This is a genomic window from Brevibacillus sp. FIR094 (genome assembly GCF_050477165.1).
Taxonomy (GTDB): Bacteria; Bacillota; Bacilli; order Brevibacillales; family Brevibacillaceae; genus Brevibacillus.
Map to the genome: position 1 here is coordinate 52,037 of NZ_JBEAES010000008.1, position 21,857 is coordinate 73,893.

General features: G+C 45.7%; 23 protein-coding genes. 3 read left to right on the top strand and 20 right to left on the bottom strand.

Annotation, left to right across the window (positions count from 1 at the left end; all coding sequences use genetic code 11):
• Nucleotides 1–31: 31 nt before the first annotated feature.
• Nucleotides 32–982, bottom strand: coding sequence for a DMT family transporter (locus ACQ5DJ_RS08515; RefSeq protein ID WP_429842061.1), 951 nt, complete (start codon nt 980–982; stop codon nt 32–34).
• A gap of 137 nt (nt 983–1,119) precedes the next feature.
• Here ACQ5DJ_RS08515 and ACQ5DJ_RS08520 point away from each other — a divergent pair, with 137 nt between their 5' ends.
• Both ACQ5DJ_RS08520 and ACQ5DJ_RS08525 read left to right on the top strand, forming a co-directional pair.
• Complete coding sequence (locus ACQ5DJ_RS08520) at nt 1,120–2,469, top strand: PLP-dependent aminotransferase family protein (protein WP_429842062.1); 1,350 nt, start codon at nt 1,120–1,122, stop codon at nt 2,467–2,469.
• Between the two features lie 433 nt (nt 2,470–2,902).
• Nucleotides 2,903–3,526, top strand: coding sequence for a YqaA family protein (locus tag ACQ5DJ_RS08525; RefSeq protein WP_429842063.1), 624 nt, complete (start codon nt 2,903–2,905; stop codon nt 3,524–3,526).
• A 46-nt stretch (nt 3,527–3,572) separates the two neighbouring features.
• Here the strand turns inward: ACQ5DJ_RS08525 and ACQ5DJ_RS08530 are convergent, their stop codons facing one another.
• The 5 genes from ACQ5DJ_RS08530 to rbsK all read right to left on the bottom strand — a co-directional run bounded on the left by ACQ5DJ_RS08530 (nt 3,573) and on the right by rbsK (nt 9,057).
• Entirely contained in the window at nt 3,573–5,711 is a 2,139-nt protein-coding gene (locus ACQ5DJ_RS08530) for an AAA family ATPase (RefSeq protein WP_429842064.1), read from the bottom strand.
• A gap of 118 nt (nt 5,712–5,829) precedes the next feature.
• Nucleotides 5,830–6,969 carry an MFS transporter gene (locus ACQ5DJ_RS08535; RefSeq protein ID WP_429842065.1) on the bottom strand — a complete coding sequence of 380 codons (1,140 nt, stop codon included), beginning with the start codon at nt 6,967–6,969 and terminating at the stop codon, nt 5,830–5,832.
• Between the two features lie 64 nt (nt 6,970–7,033).
• A complete protein-coding gene (locus ACQ5DJ_RS08540; protein WP_429842066.1) occupies nt 7,034–7,630 on the bottom strand; it encodes a TetR/AcrR family transcriptional regulator in 597 nt (198 codons plus the stop codon).
• Between the two features lie 152 nt (nt 7,631–7,782).
• A complete protein-coding gene (locus ACQ5DJ_RS08545; protein ID WP_429842202.1) occupies nt 7,783–8,145 on the bottom strand; it encodes a cupin domain-containing protein in 363 nt (120 codons plus the stop codon).
• A gap of 9 nt (nt 8,146–8,154) precedes the next feature.
• Nucleotides 8,155–9,057, bottom strand: a complete 903-nt coding sequence (rbsK, locus tag ACQ5DJ_RS08550; RefSeq protein ID WP_429842067.1) for a ribokinase — start codon at nt 9,055–9,057, stop codon at nt 8,155–8,157.
• A gap of 167 nt (nt 9,058–9,224) precedes the next feature.
• Here rbsK and nfi point away from each other — a divergent pair, with 167 nt between their 5' ends.
• A complete protein-coding gene (nfi, locus tag ACQ5DJ_RS08555; protein ID WP_429842068.1) occupies nt 9,225–9,911 on the top strand; it encodes a deoxyribonuclease V in 687 nt (228 codons plus the stop codon).
• On the opposite strand, the gene ACQ5DJ_RS08560 is transcribed toward nfi, so the two are convergent.
• The 14 genes from ACQ5DJ_RS08560 to ACQ5DJ_RS08625 form a co-directional block, all read right to left on the bottom strand.
• Nucleotides 9,908–10,546 (bottom strand): immunity protein Imm33 domain-containing protein, encoded by a 639-nt coding sequence (locus ACQ5DJ_RS08560; protein ID WP_429842069.1) that lies wholly within the window; start codon nt 10,544–10,546, stop codon nt 9,908–9,910. The genes nfi and ACQ5DJ_RS08560 overlap by 4 nt on opposite strands.
• 207 nt (nt 10,547–10,753) lie before the next feature.
• Nucleotides 10,754–12,511 carry a thioesterase domain-containing protein gene (locus ACQ5DJ_RS08565; protein WP_429842070.1) on the bottom strand — a complete coding sequence of 586 codons (1,758 nt, stop codon included), beginning with the start codon at nt 12,509–12,511 and terminating at the stop codon, nt 10,754–10,756.
• 111 nt (nt 12,512–12,622) lie between these two features.
• On the bottom strand, nt 12,623–12,895 hold the full coding sequence (locus tag ACQ5DJ_RS08570; protein ID WP_429842071.1) for a hypothetical protein: 273 nt from the start codon (nt 12,893–12,895) through the stop codon (nt 12,623–12,625).
• Nucleotides 12,896–12,934: 39 nt separating this feature from the next.
• On the bottom strand, nt 12,935–13,216 hold the full coding sequence (locus ACQ5DJ_RS08575; protein WP_429842072.1) for a hypothetical protein: 282 nt from the start codon (nt 13,214–13,216) through the stop codon (nt 12,935–12,937).
• A gap of 15 nt (nt 13,217–13,231) precedes the next feature.
• Nucleotides 13,232–13,873 (bottom strand): hypothetical protein, encoded by a 642-nt coding sequence (locus ACQ5DJ_RS08580; protein ID WP_429842073.1) that lies wholly within the window; start codon nt 13,871–13,873, stop codon nt 13,232–13,234.
• On the bottom strand, nt 13,870–14,391 hold the full coding sequence (locus tag ACQ5DJ_RS08585; protein WP_429842074.1) for an imm11 family protein: 522 nt from the start codon (nt 14,389–14,391) through the stop codon (nt 13,870–13,872). Before ACQ5DJ_RS08585 ends, ACQ5DJ_RS08580 begins: the two co-directional genes overlap by 4 nt.
• Nucleotides 14,392–14,406: 15 nt before the next feature.
• The gene (locus ACQ5DJ_RS08590; protein WP_429842075.1) at nt 14,407–15,510 is read right to left on the bottom strand and encodes a pentapeptide repeat-containing protein; all 1,104 of its coding nucleotides are present in this window, start codon (nt 15,508–15,510) and stop codon (nt 14,407–14,409) included.
• Between the two features lie 17 nt (nt 15,511–15,527).
• Nucleotides 15,528–17,021, bottom strand: a complete 1,494-nt coding sequence (locus ACQ5DJ_RS08595; RefSeq protein WP_429842076.1) for a contractile injection system protein, VgrG/Pvc8 family — start codon at nt 17,019–17,021, stop codon at nt 15,528–15,530.
• A 289-nt stretch (nt 17,022–17,310) separates the two neighbouring features.
• Nucleotides 17,311–18,006, bottom strand: a complete 696-nt coding sequence (locus ACQ5DJ_RS08600) for a hypothetical protein (protein ID WP_429842077.1) — start codon at nt 18,004–18,006, stop codon at nt 17,311–17,313.
• A gap of 230 nt (nt 18,007–18,236) precedes the next feature.
• Entirely contained in the window at nt 18,237–18,839 is a 603-nt protein-coding gene (locus ACQ5DJ_RS08605; RefSeq protein WP_429842078.1) for a hypothetical protein, read from the bottom strand.
• A gap of 419 nt (nt 18,840–19,258) precedes the next feature.
• A complete protein-coding gene (locus tag ACQ5DJ_RS08610) occupies nt 19,259–19,768 on the bottom strand; it encodes a CbrC family protein (RefSeq protein ID WP_429842079.1) in 510 nt (169 codons plus the stop codon).
• Nucleotides 19,769–20,131: 363 nt separating this feature from the next.
• A complete protein-coding gene (locus ACQ5DJ_RS08615) occupies nt 20,132–20,353 on the bottom strand; it encodes a hypothetical protein (RefSeq protein ID WP_429842080.1) in 222 nt (73 codons plus the stop codon).
• A gap of 204 nt (nt 20,354–20,557) precedes the next feature.
• Nucleotides 20,558–21,082, bottom strand: a complete 525-nt coding sequence (locus ACQ5DJ_RS08620) for a hypothetical protein (RefSeq protein WP_429842081.1) — start codon at nt 21,080–21,082, stop codon at nt 20,558–20,560.
• A gap of 16 nt (nt 21,083–21,098) precedes the next feature.
• Complete coding sequence (locus ACQ5DJ_RS08625) at nt 21,099–21,854, bottom strand: RHS repeat domain-containing protein (protein WP_429842082.1); 756 nt, start codon at nt 21,852–21,854, stop codon at nt 21,099–21,101.
• Between the last annotated feature and the right edge of the window lie 3 nt (nt 21,855–21,857).

The window sequence follows — 21,857 nt, forward strand, 5'->3', positions numbered from 1 at the left end:
ATTCGCTCTGTTGCGTATCCTTTTTATTTTCTTACACAGACGTGGATTTCGGTTGAGGCGTGCGATTCTGGTTCTTCGCTTTTGCCCCTAGGAAATTCGTCCCTATCACCCCGATAATAATCATCACCGCGCCAATAAGATGGTAGTATGCCAGTTGTTCCTGCAAAAAGATGACGCCTGCCACGATGGTAACCAATGTAGACAAATTGTTAAACACGCTGAGTTTGGATGCTTCCATCTTGGACAAGGCAAAGTTGGTCATAAAAGACGTCATGAGCGAGGACAGTATCCCCAAAAATACAATGGAGATGATAAACGACGAGCTAGCGAAAGGGGCAAAATAAGTCGACAAGGTCCCTTCTGCACTATGGCGAATGACTGACCAGCTGTTAAAAAACAAAAATCCGAGTAACGCCACCATATACGTCATGTCTATATAATGAAAGGACTTTGTCATTTTCCTCGCCAGAACACTATACCCCGCCAAAGAAAACGCGGATAACAGGATGAGAATGGTACCGATACTGCTCCCTGAGCCTGCGCTTACACTCAGCCCCTTCATTGCAAAAATGTACACGACACCTCCTACGGATAAAAGCGTGGACAGCTTTTGCAGCCACGTAGAAGACTCTCCCAAAAAGAATGCTGCCATGATCATAGTAAAAATCGGAACGGTTGCTTGAATAATCCCCGCTTCAGACGAAGTCGTATACACCAGTCCAAACGCCTGAAGGGTAAAGAACAGAATGGGATACAGCATGGCGAGCGGTATAATGGCGAGCATGTCTTTTGGTTTGATGGACAGCTTGATCCACCCAAACACGATCGGTATAGATGCAACAATAAATGCCACGGTAAAACGGTGTGCCAAAGTATCAACCGGGCTGGTTACAGCGAGTGCCATTTTCAGAAACAAAAACGACAAGCCGGTAATCCCTGCATTCAGTAATGCCGCAAGAATCGCTTTTTGTTGGTCTTTCATCGTATGTATCTCTCCTACTGGGGACTTTTTACAGACGGCCGTCTTAGGTTAATAGTAATGGGGGATCAATCGTGCTACAATGCAAAAAAGGAGTAACTGTACCGATACAAATCCAACGGTAAGGGAATGTTTTTTGGATGCACAAATATTTGCAGCTACAAAATGAACTCGAAACGTTGATTGAAAGCCTCACCTATCGAGACGGAGACCGGCTTCCCTCTATTCGGGAGCTCGCCTCTCGCTACCAATGCAGCAAGAGCACTGTAATCCGCACTTTGGATGAGCTCGAAAAGCGTCACCTCATCTACTCGGTCGACCGAAGCGGCTACTACGTCGTGAAAAAACAAAGAAAGGTCCAACCCGCAGAGTCGTCGGTGATCGATTTTGCGACCTCTGCTCCCGATCCTGACCTCTTCCCTTATGTTGACTTTCAACACTGCATCAATAAAGCGATTGAAACCTATAAAAACGATCTTTTCATATATGGAACCACACAAGGCTTACCATCGCTCATTGCCGTCATCGCCAAGCTGCTTGGGAACCATCAGGTTTTTACGGACCCGGGTAATATTTTCATTACCTCTGGTGTCCAACAAGCGCTATCCTTGCTGTGCAGTCTGCCTTTTCCAAATGGCAAGGAAACGATTCTGATTGAGCAGCCCAGCTACCATCTTTTCATTGAAAGCTTGCAAGTACGCAAGCATCCTGTCGTCGGGATCAAGCGCACTGCCCAAGGAATCGATTTAGAACAGCTGGAGTCTATTTTCCAAACGGGAGAGATCAAGTTCTTCTATACGATACCTCGCTATCATAGTCCGCTCGGTACCACGTACAGCCGAAAGGATAAACAGCGCATCGTGGAGCTTGCCCAACAGTACGACGTCTATATCGTGGAAGACGATTACATGGCAGATCTTGAGCATGACAGCAAAGCTGATCCCCTCTTTACCTATGATCGCTTTTCTCGCACCATCTATTTAAAAAGCTATTCCAAAATTATTTTTCCTGGGCTGCGTTTGGGTGTGGCCGTTATACCTGACGCGCTAAAGGATTCCTTCAACCAGCACAAGCGACTCATGGATATCGACAGCTCCATGCTATCTCAAGCTGCGTTGGAAATTTACCTAAAAAGCGGAATGTTTGAGCGTCACAAGCAAAAAATTCGCAGTTCCTATCAACAGCGATCCAACCTGCTGATGGCGTCCTTGAACCATTTTGCGACGAATGAAGAGCATCTGTTCACCTTTCATCCCTTTGCGTATCCGGGGATTCATACGCATATTGTTTTGAACGATTCCATCCCAGTCCATGCTGTTATCAACCAGCTAAAAAAGCGCTGCATTCTTGTAGATGCTACTGACAAAAATTACTTAGTGGGCTTTCCGCAAGAAAATATTTTGAAGCTGAATGTGTCCTATGCCAAGGAAGCAGGGATTGAGCAAGGGATTGAGGTGTTGATGGATGTGTTACGCCGCATGAACCGTTAACCTATCCGCCTTAAGTCGCAGTTAAAATCCGACGAGGGTGCGTTTTTGGATAATCAAAAAATCTCCATAATAGAGCTGTTGAGTTGATCCATAACCCAGGCGGATGTGAAATGATTGTTTACGTAACCTATTAACGATTTACAACGTATTACAAATACAGGAATATGGTTTAACAGAATGATGGCGGCTTTGTAAAAAATATGCAAAGAAAATGGTTTCAAAATGCATCCAATGCGGTATATCGTTGTATAGTAAGTGAATCCCAATTCAAAAAAATTCGTTCCATAGTCGGCCAGTTTGAAGTAGAATCGCATCTAGACACATGTATTTTGTTGGGCTTACTCGGCTTGATGCTGAATATTCCAACAAAGGGCAAAAAGACCTCCAAAGCTGATGACTGGCAGTTAACGATAGAATGACAAAGGAGAAATAGATGTTTCAGAACATTTTAGATTTCTTAATGGAATACGGCTATTTGGGAATGTTCATCCATTCTTTTGCAGACGCAGTCATCTTTCCCGTTCCTGCCTTCTTTCTTCAAGTGCCACTCAGCCTCGTTGATCCTTCGCAGGCATTGTGGATTGCAACGGTAGGCTATTTCGCTTGTCTCTTAGGGACACCCGTTGGTTATTTTATCGGTAAAGTCCTAGGCAAATCCGTTCTGTACAAAATCCTCAAGAAGGAATGGATTGATTCTGCCACAGCGATGTTTCAAAAGAAGGGCGAAGTCGCGATCTTCATCGGGTCATTTACACCGATTCCGTTTAAAGTATTTACAATCATGTCAGGTTGCTTGAAATTCCCGTTGTGGAAATTGCTTGGGTATGCGGCAATTGGACGGGCAGTCAAATTTTACGCAGTCGGATTTTTGTTTTACTTTTACGGTAAAATGGCGGAAAATATGGTCCATAACGTTTCTCTCTATATATTCCTTATCATGGTGCCGGTCATCTTGGTCGGATTATGGGTGAAGAAAATTGTCACCAAGCGCCGCCAGTTGAAAATGGAAAATACTGGTGTCAGCAATGGCATCAATGAGAAAGTCCTGAATAAATAGCAAAGAAACCCCAATTCACACATTGGGGTTTCTTTTTTTACGCCTGTTATGCTCTTTTGACACGGATGCCTTCCTCTTCTACATCAATCAGCATTGATGTCACATTGTCTTCTTCCATCACCAGATCCGCAATGCCATCCTCGACATATTGCTGAATTACGCGGCGCAATGGACGTGCCCCGTAGGAAGGGTTGTAGCCCAGCTCAGCCAGCTTTTCTTTTGCGGCATCTGTCACACTGATCTCCATTCCTTGCTCGGACAGATTGCCCATGACATCTTGCAGCAGCAGATCGACGATTTTGACCAAATCCTGTTTTTCCAGATGGGCAAAGGAAATGATCGAGTCGAAGCGGTTTAGGAACTCCGGCTTGAAGTACGCCCCCAGAGAATCCAGCACAGTGGCAGGCTCGGGTGCTTGTGCTCCAAAGCCAACGGAGATTTTACGCTCGATCACACCGGCATTGCTCGTCGCAATGATGACCGTCTCCTTAAAATTCACCGTACGGCCCTGGCTGTCTGTTAGACGACCATCCTCCAGAATTTGCAGGAACATGTGCATCACGTCCGGGTGTGCTTTTTCGATCTCATCCAGCAGGATAATACTGTACGGATTGCGACGTACGCGTTCTGTCAGCTGACCTGCTTCTTCATGACCGACGTAGCCAGGAGGAGAACCGATCAATTTGGATACCGAGTGCTTCTCCATGTACTCGCTCATATCGAGGCGGATCATGGAATCGCGGGTACCAAACAGCTCCTCTGCCAATGCTTTGGACAGTTCTGTTTTCCCTACGCCTGTCGGGCCGACGAACAGGAAGGAAGCAATCGGTCTGTTTTTCGGTTTCAGACCTGCACGACTGCGTCGAATCGCCTTCGCGACTTCTGTGACCGCCTCGGATTGACCAATAACTTTTGCTTCCAAATGAGCTGCCAGGTTTTTCATTTTCATCTGCTCATCACTTTGCAGCTTCGTAACAGGAATCCCAGTCTTTTGCTCGATCAAGGCTTGGATGTCCGTGACGTCAACCTGAACGCGTTGTTCCTTGCCCTCAATCTGATCCAGCTTCTCTAAAATGCCCGCTTCCTCGTCTCGCAGACGGGCAGCTCGTTCGTATGCCTCTTGCTCCGTCGCTTCCTTTTTCTCCTGATTGATCTGTGCCAGCCGCTCATGCAGATCTGCCGTATCAACCGTGGAGGACCTCAAGTTCAAACGCGAGCCCACTTCATCCATGAGGTCAATCGCCTTGTCAGGCAAGAATCGATCCTGAATGTAACGATGGGAGTATTCCACGCTAGCACGGATGACATCATCCGAGTAAGCGACTTGGTGGAATGCTTCGTATTTCGGACGCAATCCTTTTAAAATCTCGATGGCTTGTTCTACGGTTGGTTCCTTGACCATGACTGGCTGCAAACGACGCTCCAGAGCTGCGTCTTTTTCAATCACGCGATACTCTTTTAACGTAGTTGCCCCAATCAGTTGCAACTCACCGCGAGCCAGTGCAGGCTTCAGGATGTTCCCTGCATCCATTGATCCTTCCGCAGAGCCCGCTCCCACCAGCAGATGAATCTCATCCACAAACAGGATGACGTTTTTGCGCTTTTGCAGCTCGGCAATCACTTGCTTCACTTTTTCCTCGAACTGTCCGCGAATTCCCGTGCCTGCAACCAGAGAGGCGACATCTAAAATGTACACCTGCTTGTTTTTCAGCTTGGTCGGCACTTGCCCTTCCGTAATACGCAAGGCGAGACCTTCCGCAATCGCCGTCTTCCCGACCCCCGGCTCCCCGATCAGAACCGGATTGTTCTTGTTGCGTCGGTTCAAAATCTCAATGACACGCTCAATTTCCTGTTCGCGTCCAATCACAGGGTCAATCAGTCCGGCACGTGCCGCATCGTTTAGATTACGACCCAGATCATCGAGGATGCCTCCGCCACGCTCTGGTGCTTGTGGCTGCGGTTGACTGGAAGATTTGCCCGGATTCACCCGGCCTTGGGCAAAGCCTTGCAGGAACTCATCCAGCCCTGAGAAGGAGGAGAAAGGACTAAAGCCCATGCCCACCCCCATTTTGTTGGTCAGCTTTGTCTGGCAGTCTTTGCACAGATCGTATTTTTGTTGCTGATTTTGTACGCGTATATGGACAGTCACAGTTGCTTCTCGTTGTTTGCAAATTTCACAATTCATTTTCAATCCCCCCAAAAGCGTTGTTTTGGAATTAAGAAGATCTTTGACCTTTCCTGACCTTCGTTGGCTTTATTATAGTTTGACCTTCTTTGACTTTCAAGAGGGATTATATGGTTTTTTACACTTTGCTTTTTTGCAGATAGGGAACGATTGAGAATAACCCAATAACAGCTAAACAAGCGCCTACCCACAATGGTGAAACAAGTCCGTAACCACTACTAATGCCGATCCCGCCTAAGGAAGAACCAATGGCAACACCCAATGTAATAAAAGAAGTATGCACAGTGTTTACCATTGTCCCACTGCCTGCTGTATTCATGACTCGTGCGATCATGGCTGGATTCATCGCTACACCTGTCAACCCAATCAGAACAATGGACAGCACAGCGATCCATTTATTTTCGGCACCTACGGCAAACAGAACCAATGCCGCAAGAAGTATGCTAAATCCCGTTACAAGGATTCGCATGGCAAAACGATCAGCAAGTCTGCCAATCACGATATTTCCGATCACGGTCGCGACGCCATAAAGGGCAAGCAGATACGGGATACTCGCATCCGAAAATGCCGTTACATCCGTAAGAATTGGAGTAAAATAACTAAACGCTGCGAAGGTACCGCCAATGATCAGCATACTCGTTGCATACGCGGCCCAAAGGTGCGGATTTTGAAAACTGGTAAGCTCATCCTTTACGTTCATCTGGTCTTTGTGTGCGTCGGAAGGGAGCAACCATTGAATCAATACCCCTGATAGCAATACGACGACTGCAACTGCCCAAAAGCTCATCCTCCAGCCAAACAATTGTGCAATCACGGTTGTCAGAGGGAGTCCGATGACAGTAGCAATCATTAAGCCTGCCAAAACAATCGAAGCTGCCTTTCCCCGTGAATGAGGGGGAACCAAGCTGGCTGAAATACTGACGGAGATGCCAAACGCTGCAGATGAAGCAATACCCGTCAGGATACGTGCAAGCATCATCGATTCGTAATTCCAAGCCATTGCTCCTAACGATTGGCCAAGGAAGAAGACGGCAACCAATGAAAGTAACGCTTGTTTTCGGGGGATGTTCAGGAGCGTTGCCGTTAGTATCGGGCCCCCTATCACCATTGCACCCGCATACGCCGTAATGAAATACCCGATGGATGAAATCGATACGCCGAAATCATCGGCAAGCTCATTCATCATCCCTGCCACCATAAATTCAGAAGTCGTCATTGCAAAAATCGCTACCGCTAACAAATAAATCATCGACGGCATAAAGAAGCCCTCCCCGCTTATTATTGTGACAATCGGTACAAAAATCATTCAAAAAAAGAGCGCATTACGCGCCGAAGATAGATTCCATGGTCCCCTTCATAATTTGTTCAGCCAATGTCCGATTCTGTGTGGATGTATTCAATACACGAAAGCCGTAGTAACTGCTTAAAAATAGGCTTGCCAAATCCACCGCAGATCGTTTTTGAGAGATTTCACCCGTTCGCAAGCCTTCCTCCATCACTTTTTCCATGGTATCCTTCAGAAGTTCAACATGTCTGGAGACGATTTCTTCAATCTTGGGATCGTCTTTTGCCCGTTCCAATCCCGCATTGATCAGCAAACATCCCTTTGGATTCGTTGATTCAAAGTCTTCCACGAATGCCCACGCTAAAAAATTTTGCAACCGTTCTTTCACGGAATCCGGACCTTCTAATAATGCCCGCTGTTCACGAATCCCGGTATCGTGATAGTGTTCCACCACTGCAAGATACAGGTCCTGTTTGCTGCCAAACGTATTGTACAAGCTGCCTTTCCCTAGTCCAGTATCACTGCATAAATCATGCGTAGAGCAACCATTGTAGCCTTTTGACCAAAATGTTTTCATGGCCACATCTACGATGGATGTGTAATCAAAATCACGTGGTCTGCCGCGTTTGCTCACCGGAATCCTCCTTTCGTTTCCAACTGTTATGAAAAATCATATACATTATGTACCGTTTGGTCAACAAATGAAATGCTTGCAACTGTACAAAACCATGCCTATAGAAAAAGCCCATTTTGAAAATCATCTTTCAAAATAGGCTCGATCATTGATTATATCGTCTCTAAATCTGTTACTGTTTTTTCGTTTACTTGATCTCCAGTATTCAGCGTCGTCTTTGGTTCAAGCAATAATACATGAACCTCTTCCTCTGCAACTGGCATATGCTCTACACCTTTTGGAACAATGAGAAATTCCCCTTCGTTTAACCAAACATCTTTATCGCGAAACTTTATAAGCAGTTTCCCTTTCACTACGAAAAACATCTCATCCTCATTTTCATGCTGATGCCAGACAAACTCTCCTTTCAACTTCGCCAGCTTTACATAGGAGTCATTGATTTCGCCTGCAATTTTGGGATTCCAATACTGATGGAATAACGTAAACTTTTCAGCTACATTGACCTTTTCCATTATTCTCCCCCATTAAAAAGAATATGCTTGTACTTCATCGAAAGTAGGCAGGGATGGTTGAGCACCGTTCCTAGTAACGACAATCGCTGCTACTTTGCTAGCGAAAGTGGCCGCTTCGGTTTCGGTCATTCCTTGTGTGATCCCAACCGCAAAAGCAGCTGTAAAGGAATCGCCTGCCGCAGTTGTATCCACTGGCTCTACGCGGAACGCCGGGATATGGGTCGCTTCAACAGCGGTTATTAAGAGAGCGCCCTTTTCTCCCAACGTCACGATGACGCGCTTTGGTCCACCAGATAAAAGCTTTTTGGCTGCGGCATGCACTTCGTCTATCGTGGATACAGGCATTCCTGTGAGAATGGAAAGCTCTGTTTCATTCGGGGTTAGGGTATGTACATGGGTTAATAGCTCACTGGATAGCTCGCGTGCAGGTGCCGGATTTAAAATGACCAGCTTGCCGACTCGGGCTGCCTCTTTGACTGTATATTCCACGACAGGCATCGGGATTTCCAGTTGGAGCAATACGACGTCACTGTCCTTTAAAATAGACAGATTTTCAGCAATATGCTCGGTGCTGACGAGTGCATTCGCTCCTGGAACAAGCACGATGTTGTTTTCCCCATCATCACTTACATTGATAAAAGCCATGCCTGTTGTACCCGAGCATTTAATCCCCTCTATGTGAACGTGCGCATCCGTTAGCCCTTTGAGCATAATCTGGCCGTTCTCATCCTCTCCTACCATTCCAATCATGGAGACATGCGCACCCAGGCGCGACGCTGCTACTGCCTGATTCGCTCCCTTTCCACCCGGGATCAGCTCGAAGTGATGGCTTGCTATCGTTTCTCCTGCTTTGGGCAAATGATGTACATGGGTTACGAGATCCATATTGATGCTTCCTACTACTGCGATTTTCACGACGAGCCCTCCTCGTTCCATCTCGAACACGATCATTGTGTCGGTTACAAAATAGTGCTTTTCATCCGAGAAGTCAACGTATTTTCTCAGGATTGTTCCTAAGACTTGGAGTGCAATGCTCCCATTGGATATAATAAACAAATCTTCTATCATCCGGAGGTAACCAGATGGAGCCGATTATCCAACATCCTTGGAACATTGATGAGCAAGAGGCCATCAACTTACAGCGACAACTAGCCCAGCAAGTGAAAAAAGAAGATCAACTAGCGGACGTACGCTTTATCGCTGGAGTAGATGTCGCCTATCATGCCGAGTCTGATTTGTTAGTTGCTGGTGTCGTGATCCTCGACGCTACTTCCCTGCAAGTCGTCGAGTCTGTCGTCATTCAAGACACCGTCGAATTCCCGTATATTCCCGGCTTATTCTCTTTTCGAGAGCTGCCTCCGTTGGTGCGTGCATTCAAGGAGCTAAAAACAACACCGCAGCTCGTCGTCTGTGACGGGCAAGGAATCGCTCACCCACGAAGATTCGGACTAGCCAGTCATTTGGGCGTCCTGTTTGATATTCCTACCATTGGCTGTGGAAAAACGAGACTGCTAGGTGAATACGAAGAACCAGCACAGGAAAGAGGCATGTTTTCCCCTTTGATCGATCAAGGTGAAATCATCGGTGGAGTCTTGCGCACACAACCGAATATCAAACCGATATTCGTCTCAATCGGACACGGAATCTCATTGCCAACTGCATGCGCCTGGATCACCAAGCTCTCCCCCAAATATCGTTTGCCCGAAACGACGCGGCAAGCGGATCAGCTCGTGAATAAAGTATCGGCGGAATTAACTAGCAGCCGCTAATGGAGTGTCGGCCATACATTTTCATCGTGCTCATCCAAGACTGCTTCAATCTGATCTCCTTGGAACACGACGATATACCCTCGAGGAAGAGCCAATGCTTGCAAAAGAGACGGACGTAGCTTTAGCAGTTGGTAAACGTAGTATGACTCTAGCTGGTCACTGTCTACTTCGCCTTTCACTGGCCCAAGATACCACCCAGAGTCACCTTTTCGAAGATCTTCTACACGCTGCAAATAGACGTGTTCTTGTTCAAATGCACCTTTTGCCACCACGATTTTATCTTGGAACAAAGCAGCTTCCCCTTCTGCTCGCACGGTTTGCAAACAGTTGTTTTGCGCCATTTGCACAACTAAGGACACAGACAGGTCAGAAGTTGTTTCGGAAAAAGGATTCGCGTCGTAGTCGGGTGCCACGATCTCCATATACCCATCCCGTTCAAAAACCAGCAGAATGGTCCAGCCTACCTGAATTTTCGCACCGTTCTTGATAGGACCAGTCTCGTCTTCTACATCGGCGAATACGTCCAACAGAAAGTCTGCTTGCTTCACCAAAAACTCTTTGCAGGTCACGACAAACGTTCGGTTATAAATCTGTTTGGAGCGTTGGCAGAGTCGGGACTCTTTCTCAGCTGACATGGACCTCTTCCTTTCTGCGTGATCGGAATTGCTGCTATCTTCAGGATATCACGAATACGAGAAAAGCTCCGTTACACATTTGCTACAAAGGATGGAAAATTGGCTGACGACTCTTGGTTCGGTAAATGGAGGAAAAGGAGCAGCGGCAGACAAACGACGTTGTCTTGTCGTCCTTGTCTACCGCTGTCTTGATTGTTCCCAAAGAAGTTATTTGGTGCCGTGTGGTACTGCCAACAGCTCCGCCAGCTTGACCGCATTCTCTCCTACCATGCAGCTGTAATGGTTCCCGGCGATTTCTGTCACTTCCATTTCTCCAATGCATATATCTTGCCAAAAAGCGAGGGTCTCTTCGCTCGTGCTTGGCAAAAATTGAAACGGCTCGCGAGCCAGCAGGAAACGAATGTCTCCCATATAGGGCAAAGGAGTATAGCGCGCTGCTTTAAAGCTCTGCCCAAACACCTTGCACAAGCCCTCTGCCATCTCCACTGGCATCTGTTCCCCTGATGTTTTGCCTAGCGCTTGGACATATGCAGTGAAGCGTTCTCTTCTGTCAAACGCGGATAATTTGCGGAACATCTCTCCCACCTGATCTAGCCCCTCGTCTCCACCGATAGTGCACGCTGAGCCTTGCGGGATGCAATCCCCGTGTTTTTCTACGAGCTGCAAAATCACCCGGGCAAAATCATGCTCATTCACTTTTCCAAAAGCAGCCTGTTCCAGCGTAATGTTTAGGTTCGGAACAAAGAGAGCCTCAATCAAGAGATCGTCATTCACTTCTGTCAGGATCGGAGGAATGTCGATCAAAACCAAGTCCAGAATAGGGACGCCCTGCTCCCCGAGTCTTCTCGCTACTTCAATGGCAATCAATCCGCCCAAGGAATAGCCGATGAGCTGTACAGGCCTTTGCTCTCTTTCACGCAAGACGTCGATCAAGCATTCGGCATAATCATCGGCCACGGTTTCTATCAGCTCTAGCGCGCAATAACGTTCGCTATCGTCAATAGCGATCCCGACGATACTTCCTGTCTGCTGGGCTTTGAGCTGTTCAATCAATGGGCGAAAACCGTCCATCGTCCCCAAAACGGCATGGAATACAACCCGCAGCGGCCCAGATTCGTCGCCGCCATATGGAATCAACACCGCATTGCTCGACTTGTTGCGTTTTTTCGGCAATGCGACTTCCTCACTCTGCTGACTCTCCTGATTGCGCATGTGTATGAAGCCAGCCAGTGCATCCGCGGTCGGGAAGTTAAGCATTTGTCGGAGCAAGACATCAAACGGGATGGCAGCGTGCGCCGGGTTCTCCGCCAGCTTGTCGCGCAGCTTTCCGGCTACCTGTGCCATAATGAGGGAATCTGCACCGTACTCATAAAAGCTTTGAGTTCGGCCGATTCGCGAGACTCCCAATGCTTCTGCCCAGACGTGAGCAAGCTGAGCTTCCAACGGATCTGATTCCGCCCCCTCTGTAGCGTCCATAGAAACACTTTGTCCGAATGACGATGCTGGGCGCCATTTTGCCAGCTTGCTGCGATCTATTTTTCCATTTCCGGTAAGCGGCAGTGCGTCTACGACTTGCAAGTGGGCAGGCAGCATATAGGCAGGCAGGTGTAGGGAAAGGAATTTTTCCAGCTCTGCGGCACTGACCCTCACCCTGTCCAGCTTCACGCGATGAGCGAGCAAATGATTCTCTCCATCCTTTTGCAACACAAACACAAGACCGTCTTCTTCCTTCTGCCATTCACTTATCCATGAATCCTCTGTCCACTTGGCAAGAATGAGCCACCCGCCCGGGTAAATCAGTTCTTTCAGCTTGTTCATGTCGGAGCTATCTATCGCTCCCGCAGCCAGCACCACGTCGAACGAGTTCGGTGCCAGTCCCTGTGCCCGATACTCTTCTTCCACTGTATCCATGCTTATATACGCTACATTATAGCCTTCCAACGCTTGTGAGACTTGCTCTGTCAACGCCCCGTTCCCTGCGCCGATGGTGTAATGGTCCGTGTAAAAAACAAGGCATATTCCTCCTCGGTGATTCGAGTTGGAATATGCCTTATCGACATCTTAGATCGGACCTGATTACCCTTCCACGGCAAGTAAAATAAACGTTATAAATGCGATTATTGTACCAACGACGAAATATAAACCCATAAGAATAGCCATTAACAACAAGCTAGCTTTTGCCCAGTTTTTACGATTCAGATTCCCATCTGAACCAAAAGCCCAGATAAATAACAATACAATATTCGCGATCGGAATCATCATGAACAACGAGACGATTATCCAATCTTTCATTGTCATGACCTTTTTGTTTTCCGCTACGCTTCCTTCTACATACGTTTGGTGATCCATTCTACACCCTCCACGTTCTTTGCCAATCCACCGTTCTCGCTATTGTTCAACCGCTGCGCCAATGAATGCCAGCATCAGCATTAAAAAGAAGACACTTACGTACAACCCGATGCAAACACCTATGATCAGCAAGTTCGCTTTTGCCCAGTTCTTTCTGTTTAGATTGCCTTCACTGCCAAATGCCCAAACAAAATACATCACGAGATTGACCACGGGCACCATCATAATTAAAAAAGTAATCAACCATTCCTTGACCGACATGACCTGTTCATTTTCAGGCACGTTCACTTGCAGTTGCTGTTGATGTTCCTGCTGTTCCAATTGGAAACCTCCTTGTTATGTCATGTTCACATTTTGTTCAACCCGTAGCGTGCGAATCAACGCATGGGCCAGAGGCTGCCATACGAGCACTTCTTCGGATTCAAAATGAAAGCTCCCGAGTAGTGCCCGTCCGTTCACTGATGTCGAGAACAAGATTTGATAGTAGGTTTTATCCTCGAGTGGAATGATGAATTCACTGAAGGCAACCCTGCATCCATCCAGCTCGATCAGCTCATTATGTACGACCTGCAAGCCAGCCTGCGCCTTTTTGACTTGTGCTGTCATCGCTTGCACAAACGGTTCCACGCCGCTCATCGGCAACAGATGTGCCATATGATTCATGCCGAGCATGACTGCGCTCTCTTCCTCTTTATAGGAAATCTGCTCGTGCTGATGATTCGCCCCGCTATTTGACCCACGCCCCCTCGGTATGAGCTGCATCGAACGAGGCAACTGAATGCCAAGCTGCCCGTCAAAGAGGACCTTCTCCTCGAATTCGAATCTGCGTCCTTCATACTCCAGGTAGCCTTTTTGCACGCCATCCAGACACTCCGCAAGCGTCAATTGCACCTGCTGTTCCTCCATTTCAGCTAATTGACGCCGTGTCTGTATGCTGTTCCATACGTCCAAAATCTTTTCATCCCAGTAAATCGTCATGGCTCCCTCCGCATTGCCTGCTCCACTTTTTGCAAAACAAATCCGTTCAAGCTTCTGCGAAGGAAGCTTTCCGCAGCATCCAGACTCACCACGATATACGGCTCCAAAATCCCTTGTACTTTAAAGAAATGATGTGCCTTTATCTTATCGGTATCTAATACAAGCCTCTTTACCGTTCCATTCAAATAAAATGCGGTCTCCATAGAAAGGCAATCTACAGCAGGTACTTGCATGGCCCAATAGACGTTTCGCAGATTGGTTTCGCTGTCGATCAAATCGACACGCTTCCATTGAATACTCGGATTGTATTTGGCAGTAATGGTTTTCATCCGCTCCGAAATCATCGGCAGTGGCTTTTCCAACCAATCTGTGCAGACATGGGCCCCATCCATGTTGACCTTAAGAACGGATATCGGCGAGAGTAACTCGAAGGTGTTTTCCTTTTGCAGCCCCAGACCCGATGGTACGACCCTTTGAGCTATTCGACCGTCATCTGCTAGCAAATAATAATCACGCATGTCATCCCGCCTCCTTTATTCCGTTTTCCACTCAATCTGCTGTATCTGTGCTTCACTCAATACAAAGCGCTCCCGGTCCTTCTCGAAAAAAACGGCATTCCGCATATTCGCTCCTTGAAAATTCGCATGATACAGACGAGAATGGCGAAAATCCGCTCCTTCCAAATCAGCATATGCAAATTGGACACCGAGTAAGCCCGGTACACGATGCAGCTCGTCCGCATTAACTCCTTGTCCCTCGGCATAAGAGAAGATGGCTCCGCTCAAGTCAGCATGACGAAAATCGGCATCACAAAGAAGCGAATGGCTGAAATCGGTGCGTTGAAGCTTGCTCTTTACCCACCTTGTTCCGAATAGGACACACTCACGGAACTGACTGTCCGTAAAATTACTGTCACTAAAATCGCAATAGCGCAAATCCAGTGCATCCACATTGCTTCGCGGCAAATCCATGTGGGCGAATGTTTCATGGGTGCAAAATGTTCCTTTTGGTTGCCCAAGCAGGCTTCTGCTCTCTTTCTCCTCCCGCTTGATTCGCTCTTCTACGTACACTACTTCGCTGATGTCTTTGAATTCGCCCACTCGTATATACAGACGATCTGCTTTCTTAATCTGTTGATACTCAGGCAGCTTGATGACTTCCGGAATCGCTACTCGGGAAAGCGCTGTGACAAACTGACAGAAAAGCTCCATTTCCTTTAGGACCATATACTCCACATCAGCAGCATGTATGATCCCCATGTACATTTTTCGGCGTTCGTCCAGTAGCGAAATGAGCGTGGACATCTCTTGCAAAGCCCACGCTGCATCGTACCCTGCATAGCATTCCACTGGCTCCCAGTACCATTGATCCGTATAAGCCTCTATCAAAAATGTGTGTGTGCCATGCAATACCGTTGTCCGAAGCAACGAGTAGTGAATAAAACCGACAGGGGGAAGCTCCTGGTTGTTCTGCATGAAATCAATATGCTGGAGCATTTGCCGAAAAGACTCCACGAACTCCCGGACGAGCTGATCCTTGTTTTGCTGGAAATAGCGCTCGAGTGCCGCTACACTTTCAGCCAACGCTGGACGGAAGGTGTTATCGTGCAGATGCTGGAGCGCTTCCTCTTTCTTCATCGGTGTAAATGCCCCCTCTAGTTCATCTTGATTTCCGAACCTTTCATCTCGATCTTTTCTTCCAGTTTGATCGTATTTCCTTTTCCACTCAGTTCTACTTTATCCGCACTAATATGAAGAGAAGCAGCTGACAGGTTAATGTCCTTACCGGCTGTAATGTTCACGTTCTGGCTACTCTGGATATCGATTCCACTCGTATCACTGATCGTGATCGACATATCTCCTGTCGTGATCACGATTTTGTCAGGAGCCAGCACGATTTCCTTGCCATACTTAGTACGAAACGTCTTTACCGCAGGGTCCTTCATCCGGCCTCCCCCGCCACCGCCACCTCCACCGCCACCTCCACCTCCACCTGCATTGCTTTTCGGTGAGGATTTCTGTTTGGGAGCTGGCTTGTCGTCGTCTGGGATTTCCTTGAGAACAGAGCTGATCGCGATACCTTCCTCTTCCTTTTTGCTCGGGAAATAAATCCGAATTTGGTCGTTCAGCTCTGGCATGACATACCATCCAGTTTGATCCTCGGAGGCATAAATAGTGGAGTAAGGGAACCAATATGCCGTGCTCTGATCCTGCTGATCATCCATGTCCAGCTTGGCCCGCACATTGTCCTTCTGGACTTGCAGCACCCGGCCCTGGATGGACGCCCCGATGATGGCATGGTTATACTGCTTCTTACGCGCCAGACCTAGGCGTGGATAAAGCTTGTACGTGTGCGTGACAATGCCTTCCTTCATCTCTGTGACCGCTTCTCCGACCACAAGTGGTCTGGATTTGAAGTTCACCTCATTGCCGACCTCCAGCACTCGTTCGCTCTGTACTTCATACACGGTATAGTCCTGGTCATCGATCCCCGGAACCTTGTTCTCCGCATCACTCTGATAATCTCCAACACGCTTATGCACCGTATAATGACTTACCGCAAGCTTTCCTTTATCTTGACCTTTTGGCAAACCGAAATAAAACTTGGGAATGTCAAAAGCCGTTGTCGGGATCAAGCCTGTATAAAAGCGCGACGCCATCCTCTTCAGGAACTGCCAATCGGTTTCTTCATACTGCATGACAAACGTATTCAAAGCCTTGCCATTTGTAACAGAGTCAATAAAATCAGCTTTTCCGTACCCGGACAGCACCGTTTTCACGAGCCCCGCATACGTCATCGCCGGGTTTTGAAACGAACGCTTTCTCGTTTTGACATCCAATAAATAGGTATGAGAAATTGCCTCCAGCGACAAGTAATAAATACCGCGAACCGCTTTAACATGGACTCGCAAGACGATACCCTGAAACCATGTTTTCGGCTTGCCCGATTCATCCGCCAGTGCCACGCTGATCAGTGTTTGCGCATTTGTCTGGTTCACGTAGCTATCTTTTCGCTCTTCAGAAATGATCCCCGTGAGCGTTAGTCGCACATGCTCGTTCATCTTTTTCACGACTTTCACCGTTTGCAAATGAGTAAACTCATAGGGCGAAACTTTTATATCTCCGTAAGTGAGTGTTCGATTGCTCATGGTATCCCCTCCCTGCCAGATGAACCCCCTCCTCCGATACTTCTAGGGAAATAGATTCACCCTTCCAAATAAGACCATTATTTTACACACAATCTTACAATCGGTATTTTCTGGGATTTTATGAATGGGTCGTTAGTCCCGAATGATAATGATTTTGAGACAAAAAAGCCAGATGCCATAAAGAAAAAAGCCCGCTGGCGTGCAACGGGCTCTCTGTCTCTTATGTGAGGAAGAACATCTGTCTAGTCAATAACAGGATTCGGGCTGTCACTATTCTCGTAGACGTTCTTTATTGAATAATCTCGGAAATCGCTTGCTTTTGCTCCAAAATCTCGGTTTGAACCTCGATCAGTTCTTTCAACAGATCAGCAGCCTCTTGCAAGGATGCAACTGCTTGTTCCTTGTCGCCGGACTTGAATACTTCTTTTGCTTCTTTCACTGTGTTTTTCTCATTTGTTTTCAGTTCTTTTGCTTGCTCTTTGTTCGCTTTCTTTTCTGTGCGGATTTGCTTCAGCTCTTGGTTCATCTCTTTGAAAGATGCTTTTTTCTCTTTTACCTGCGCTAATTCAGTTTGGACATGAGCGAGTTTTTCTTCGATAGCCGTATGGTTCGCGGCGATTTCAGCCTTGATGCTCGCTACCTTTTCTTTATCCTTTGCTTTCTTCGCTTCTTTCAGTTCTACAGACAACGCTTTGTTTGCTTCGCGCAGTGGCTTCGTTTCTTCCAGTGCACTTTTTACCTGTTCGCGCACTTCTCTGGTCACATCTCCCCAGTGAACATCCCACGCTTGTTTATTAATTTCCGATTGTGCTTTCAGTTTATCTTGCAAAGCTTTTTGCTCCACTTGCAATGCTTGTAGCGCTTGAACTTCAGGCAGGCTCTTCCACCCTGCTTCTTTCCCTTCTTTTTCAGCTGCAAAAGCTCCTACCGCACTCGTTGCCAACAAGCTCGCTGCGATGACAGATACGGAAAGCATTTTTTTCATGTGTGAACACTCCCTGTCTCATATGGTTTCTTTCTTACAAGCAAATCGTACCGTACGAGCATTGATAATGTTCGGGATAACCTCGTGAAAAGTAAGGGGAAAGTGTGGGATTTGGGAACAACACAAAAAGCCCAGGAATTGCCTGGGTCGATCTGGATTGTCACTCATTAAAAGCTACTCGATATAACCGTTCTTGGTGTAACAAGTTTCCTATTTATTCATAATTTCGGTCATGCTAAAAAGTCTTCTTCGATAGTCTCAAAACCTTCATTGGACAGTCTTTCTAAAAATTCTCGAAAAGATGGTGCTATCTCTGGCAGGCATTGCTTGATGAGTGAATAAGACAAAAGAATAGGATCGTCATCCGCATAGTTTTCAGCGATATCACCTGGAACAAGGACACATTCTCCGACTTTCAGATCATGGTTATAGGAGCAAAACGCTTGATCTGCGATGAATACACGTATTTGGCTATCATTGGTGCTATTCAAATCGAGACAAATAGCATGACCACCTATTGTTGTAGCGATTGTGAGTAGCCCGAATTTTAGCAGGTACATACTTGGTACAGCAGATGAGTTCTCTACCTTTATGGATTCTAAATCTGATAACCTTATTCCACCACTTAATGTAGGCAGATAGTGAGGATTATACGTCTCATAAAAACCAACAACCGAATCAGGTACAGTATATGTTTTCAAATCTTCCCATTCTAGTAAGGAATGCAGTTGAGCGGTAGTAGCTTGTTGGAAGGCTTTGTCGATATCTTCTGGGGGCATTCCGTCTCTTGCGAAATTACGATGGAATTTTGTAATGATCTCTGCGAACTCCAAAGATATTCCTCCTATCATTTGGGATTCTAACTGAACTGTAATTGAAATGATTAAAAGTTTAAGCTATTCTTCATGATTTTATCTAAATACTGATCAAACGAAGATGCAATTTGTTCAAGTTCTTCAAATTCAGGTTCATAACCGCATACTATTGAACCAAATTCACTCCCGAGCTCTATTGCATAAGTGTCATCTTACCATTCCAAATTGGTGAAGTGCCCGCTATTCTGCATGATAGGTGTCTCACTTCCTCTATCAACTATCCCTATCAGTTGTATACAAACTTATAGCTGGAACATGAAAAAAGCTCACTCCAACTCAGTTAATAAGTTGGAATAAGCCATTGATAATTAATTTTCTTCGAGTACTACATACTACAAACAACTCTATATAGCTAGTAACATCATTTTTTCCACAAATTATGTGTGATCAATGTGAACTCTATGTTGTCCGCATTTCAGACACTGAAACAAATAGATTCCTGAATCATCACTTACTTGATCCAAAGTTTCAATGCCATAATTTCTCTTTAGTGTTAATAATTCTTCATCTCGTAAATCAATCTTCATTGCTGATAGCTCACTTGTATTCACGTATCCAATAAAAGCACAAAATTCATCGCAGTGGCTTAGCCATTGTGGTTCCTGCCATGAAATGTAACCAGGGGTACGAAAGAGTAATTCCTCTAGTTTATCATCTTTAAACTGTTCAACTTCATCGTATCCCATAAAATACATATACTGATTGGATTCGTCATCATAAGTTACAGACAACAATTTATTCTTATATTCTACTGCCGCCTGTAAAACACCATTATATTGCTTAGTAGCTGTTCCTTCATAAATGCACCATGGGCAAACATTTTCCTTTTTGAATATTCCAATATCGTACGCATTTGGTTGATACTTAAATATTGGTAGGTTATTCATATAAAATATTCCTCCGATTAGAAAAAGGCTGATGAGTAAGAACAAAGCAAATCAGCCTTTCTTTGATTTAAATCCATGGTATACCACATCGCGAACAGATTGCCCTAACTGCAATGTAATATCTGCAAACGGTTCATTCACGTTTCACATTCTTGTTTTCTTTACTTTGTGATAAGAAGCAAAGTCGTTTGTACAATAACCAACGAATCCAAGCAGAATTAAGCGGCCCCAGTCCCATTGAAGTCGAGGACTAAAACCGCTTAATCGAATTTTACTTTTTATACTGTTTATTTGAAGTTTTACAGTTCACTTTTGGGACAGCCTCTTTGTAATGACACTGCCACCCCATTATGGTGAAGTGTACTATAAAATAATAGGCTTATGATTCGCCTTAGCTTTATCAAGAATTTCTTCTGCAGTTAAATCTTCGATACTAGTAGCAATAATTCTATAAATCTCTTGATAGTAAGGTACACTGATGCTTAGTTGCTCTAGCCAGAGATCTTCCTCCTCGTCTGTCCCCTCTGCTAATAGTATTTTATCAATCGTATCAATAATCTCTTCTCTACTTAATTTCTTTGTCATTTTAGTTTCATCCTCCTGCAATTTACATTAATGATACATTCGGTCAATTATTCAGGTGACTTCATCAACCCCAACGGATCAATGAGCCCATTCGGATTGGCTATAACTCCATCCCTTATAACTGCTTGTCTTACCCTCGTGCACACTTAAAAGTGAGGGTAAAAAAACCTTGAAAGACTTAAAGTCAATCAAGGTTAGGACATACTAGAATGTAAACTTATCTATTATTTTTAAACTACTGAAATCTGAATCATCATTTACCTTAGACGCATATATCAAAGGGCTTTCATGTGCCGATAACTCAAATACTTTCCCTTCTGTACAAATGATAAATCTCTGTAAATCGGCAATAAGTTCTTGCATATTTATGTTGATAAAATCTGCGCTTGGTACTGAAACAATTACAAATGGATGATTGAAGCTTTGATTCATACAAATAAAAGTATGATAATCAAATGCTGCCTGAGTAAATTCTTCAGGTAGGGAGTAAATAGATATCGTCTTTATATTCTCTCCATTCTCTAATGCTTTACTTAACTTTACCTCTGTTCGTTTGATAGTGGTTAACTTTCCTGATTTAAAACTATCCCCAATGATACCTAGATGTGTTGAAGGGTATCCTAGCTCCTCATTAAATTTCAAAAAATATTGATACCATTCCCATATCTCCTGTTCCTTGGCCTGGATTAAGCCATATAAAACAATTGATGTCATTAATCTACCGCTCAAATCTTCCACCTCTTTTTTACTTTTTAATCGGCAGTAATTGTATACTCCCAGCCCTACTGCCAAGTTCTTTCTGGTTATCAATCATTCGTTCTACCAGTTTGGCTGGATCATCTGTCGTACTCGGAACTTCATACTGATTAATTTTACCATTAGATTTAACTACCATAACATCAGGCCTTCTCGGTCTAGCACTAGCTACTTCATTCTGGAGACCTTTGTTCAAATAAACTTTAACTGTATCATCTTTCTTGGCTTCTTGAACAGCTTTCCGCATACTCGCAAACCAGTGGCCAGGTGTTTTATTCGTATGTGGTTTGCTCGGGAGTACAATTTTATCTTTCCAAGCCTTACACTTCATCAATCCCAACGGATCAATGAACCCAATCGGATCCCCATTCACATAAGCAAACCGGTTAAACGTCTGCCCGTCCGTCATATCCCCTTGGAGCACGTCTCGGTTCAGGAACCGCTTCAACCCCGGATGGTAATACCGGGCCCGCATGTAATACAACCCATTCGGATCGGTCATGACTCCATCGCGGCCGTTATAACAAAACGGCTGTTTCGTCCTGCCTTCGTGTGCCTCTAGTTCACCATACAATCCGTAGGTATAACGGTCAGTGACCCGACCATGCTCGTCCGTCAACAGGGTCGTGCTTCCGCGCGTATCCACGTGATAGGACAAATAATCGCCTTGGACATCCTCACGACCAATGAGACCTAGTCCATATACATAATACGCTTTGGCTGCTCCATTTTCCTCCAGTTCCATAAG

Coding starts and splice junctions, on each gene's coding strand:
- ACQ5DJ_RS08515 (WP_429842061.1), bottom strand. CDS start 982: ATGAAAGACCAACAAAAAGCGATTCTTGCGGCATTACTGAATGCAGGG.
- ACQ5DJ_RS08520 (WP_429842062.1), top strand. CDS start 1,120: ATGCACAAATATTTGCAGCTACAAAATGAACTCGAAACGTTGATTGAA.
- ACQ5DJ_RS08525 (WP_429842063.1), top strand. CDS start 2,903: ATGTTTCAGAACATTTTAGATTTCTTAATGGAATACGGCTATTTGGGA.
- ACQ5DJ_RS08530 (WP_429842064.1), bottom strand. CDS start 5,711: ATGAATTGTGAAATTTGCAAACAACGAGAAGCAACTGTGACTGTCCAT.
- ACQ5DJ_RS08535 (WP_429842065.1), bottom strand. CDS start 6,969: ATGCCGTCGATGATTTATTTGTTAGCGGTAGCGATTTTTGCAATGACG.
- nfi (WP_429842068.1), top strand. CDS start 9,225: ATGGAGCCGATTATCCAACATCCTTGGAACATTGATGAGCAAGAGGCC.
- ACQ5DJ_RS08560 (WP_429842069.1), bottom strand. CDS start 10,546: ATGTCAGCTGAGAAAGAGTCCCGACTCTGCCAACGCTCCAAACAGATT.
- ACQ5DJ_RS08570 (WP_429842071.1), bottom strand. CDS start 12,895: ATGGATCACCAAACGTATGTAGAAGGAAGCGTAGCGGAAAACAAAAAG.
- ACQ5DJ_RS08580 (WP_429842073.1), bottom strand. CDS start 13,873: ATGACGATTTACTGGGATGAAAAGATTTTGGACGTATGGAACAGCATA.
- ACQ5DJ_RS08585 (WP_429842074.1), bottom strand. CDS start 14,391: ATGCGTGATTATTATTTGCTAGCAGATGACGGTCGAATAGCTCAAAGG.
- ACQ5DJ_RS08590 (WP_429842075.1), bottom strand. CDS start 15,510: ATGAAGAAAGAGGAAGCGCTCCAGCATCTGCACGATAACACCTTCCGT.
- ACQ5DJ_RS08595 (WP_429842076.1), bottom strand. CDS start 17,021: ATGAGCAATCGAACACTCACTTACGGAGATATAAAAGTTTCGCCCTAT.
- ACQ5DJ_RS08600 (WP_429842077.1), bottom strand. CDS start 18,006: ATGAAAAAAATGCTTTCCGTATCTGTCATCGCAGCGAGCTTGTTGGCA.
- ACQ5DJ_RS08610 (WP_429842079.1), bottom strand. CDS start 19,768: ATGAATAACCTACCAATATTTAAGTATCAACCAAATGCGTACGATATT.
- ACQ5DJ_RS08615 (WP_429842080.1), bottom strand. CDS start 20,353: ATGACAAAGAAATTAAGTAGAGAAGAGATTATTGATACGATTGATAAA.
- ACQ5DJ_RS08625 (WP_429842082.1), bottom strand. CDS start 21,854: ATGGAACTGGAGGAAAATGGAGCAGCCAAAGCGTATTATGTATATGGA.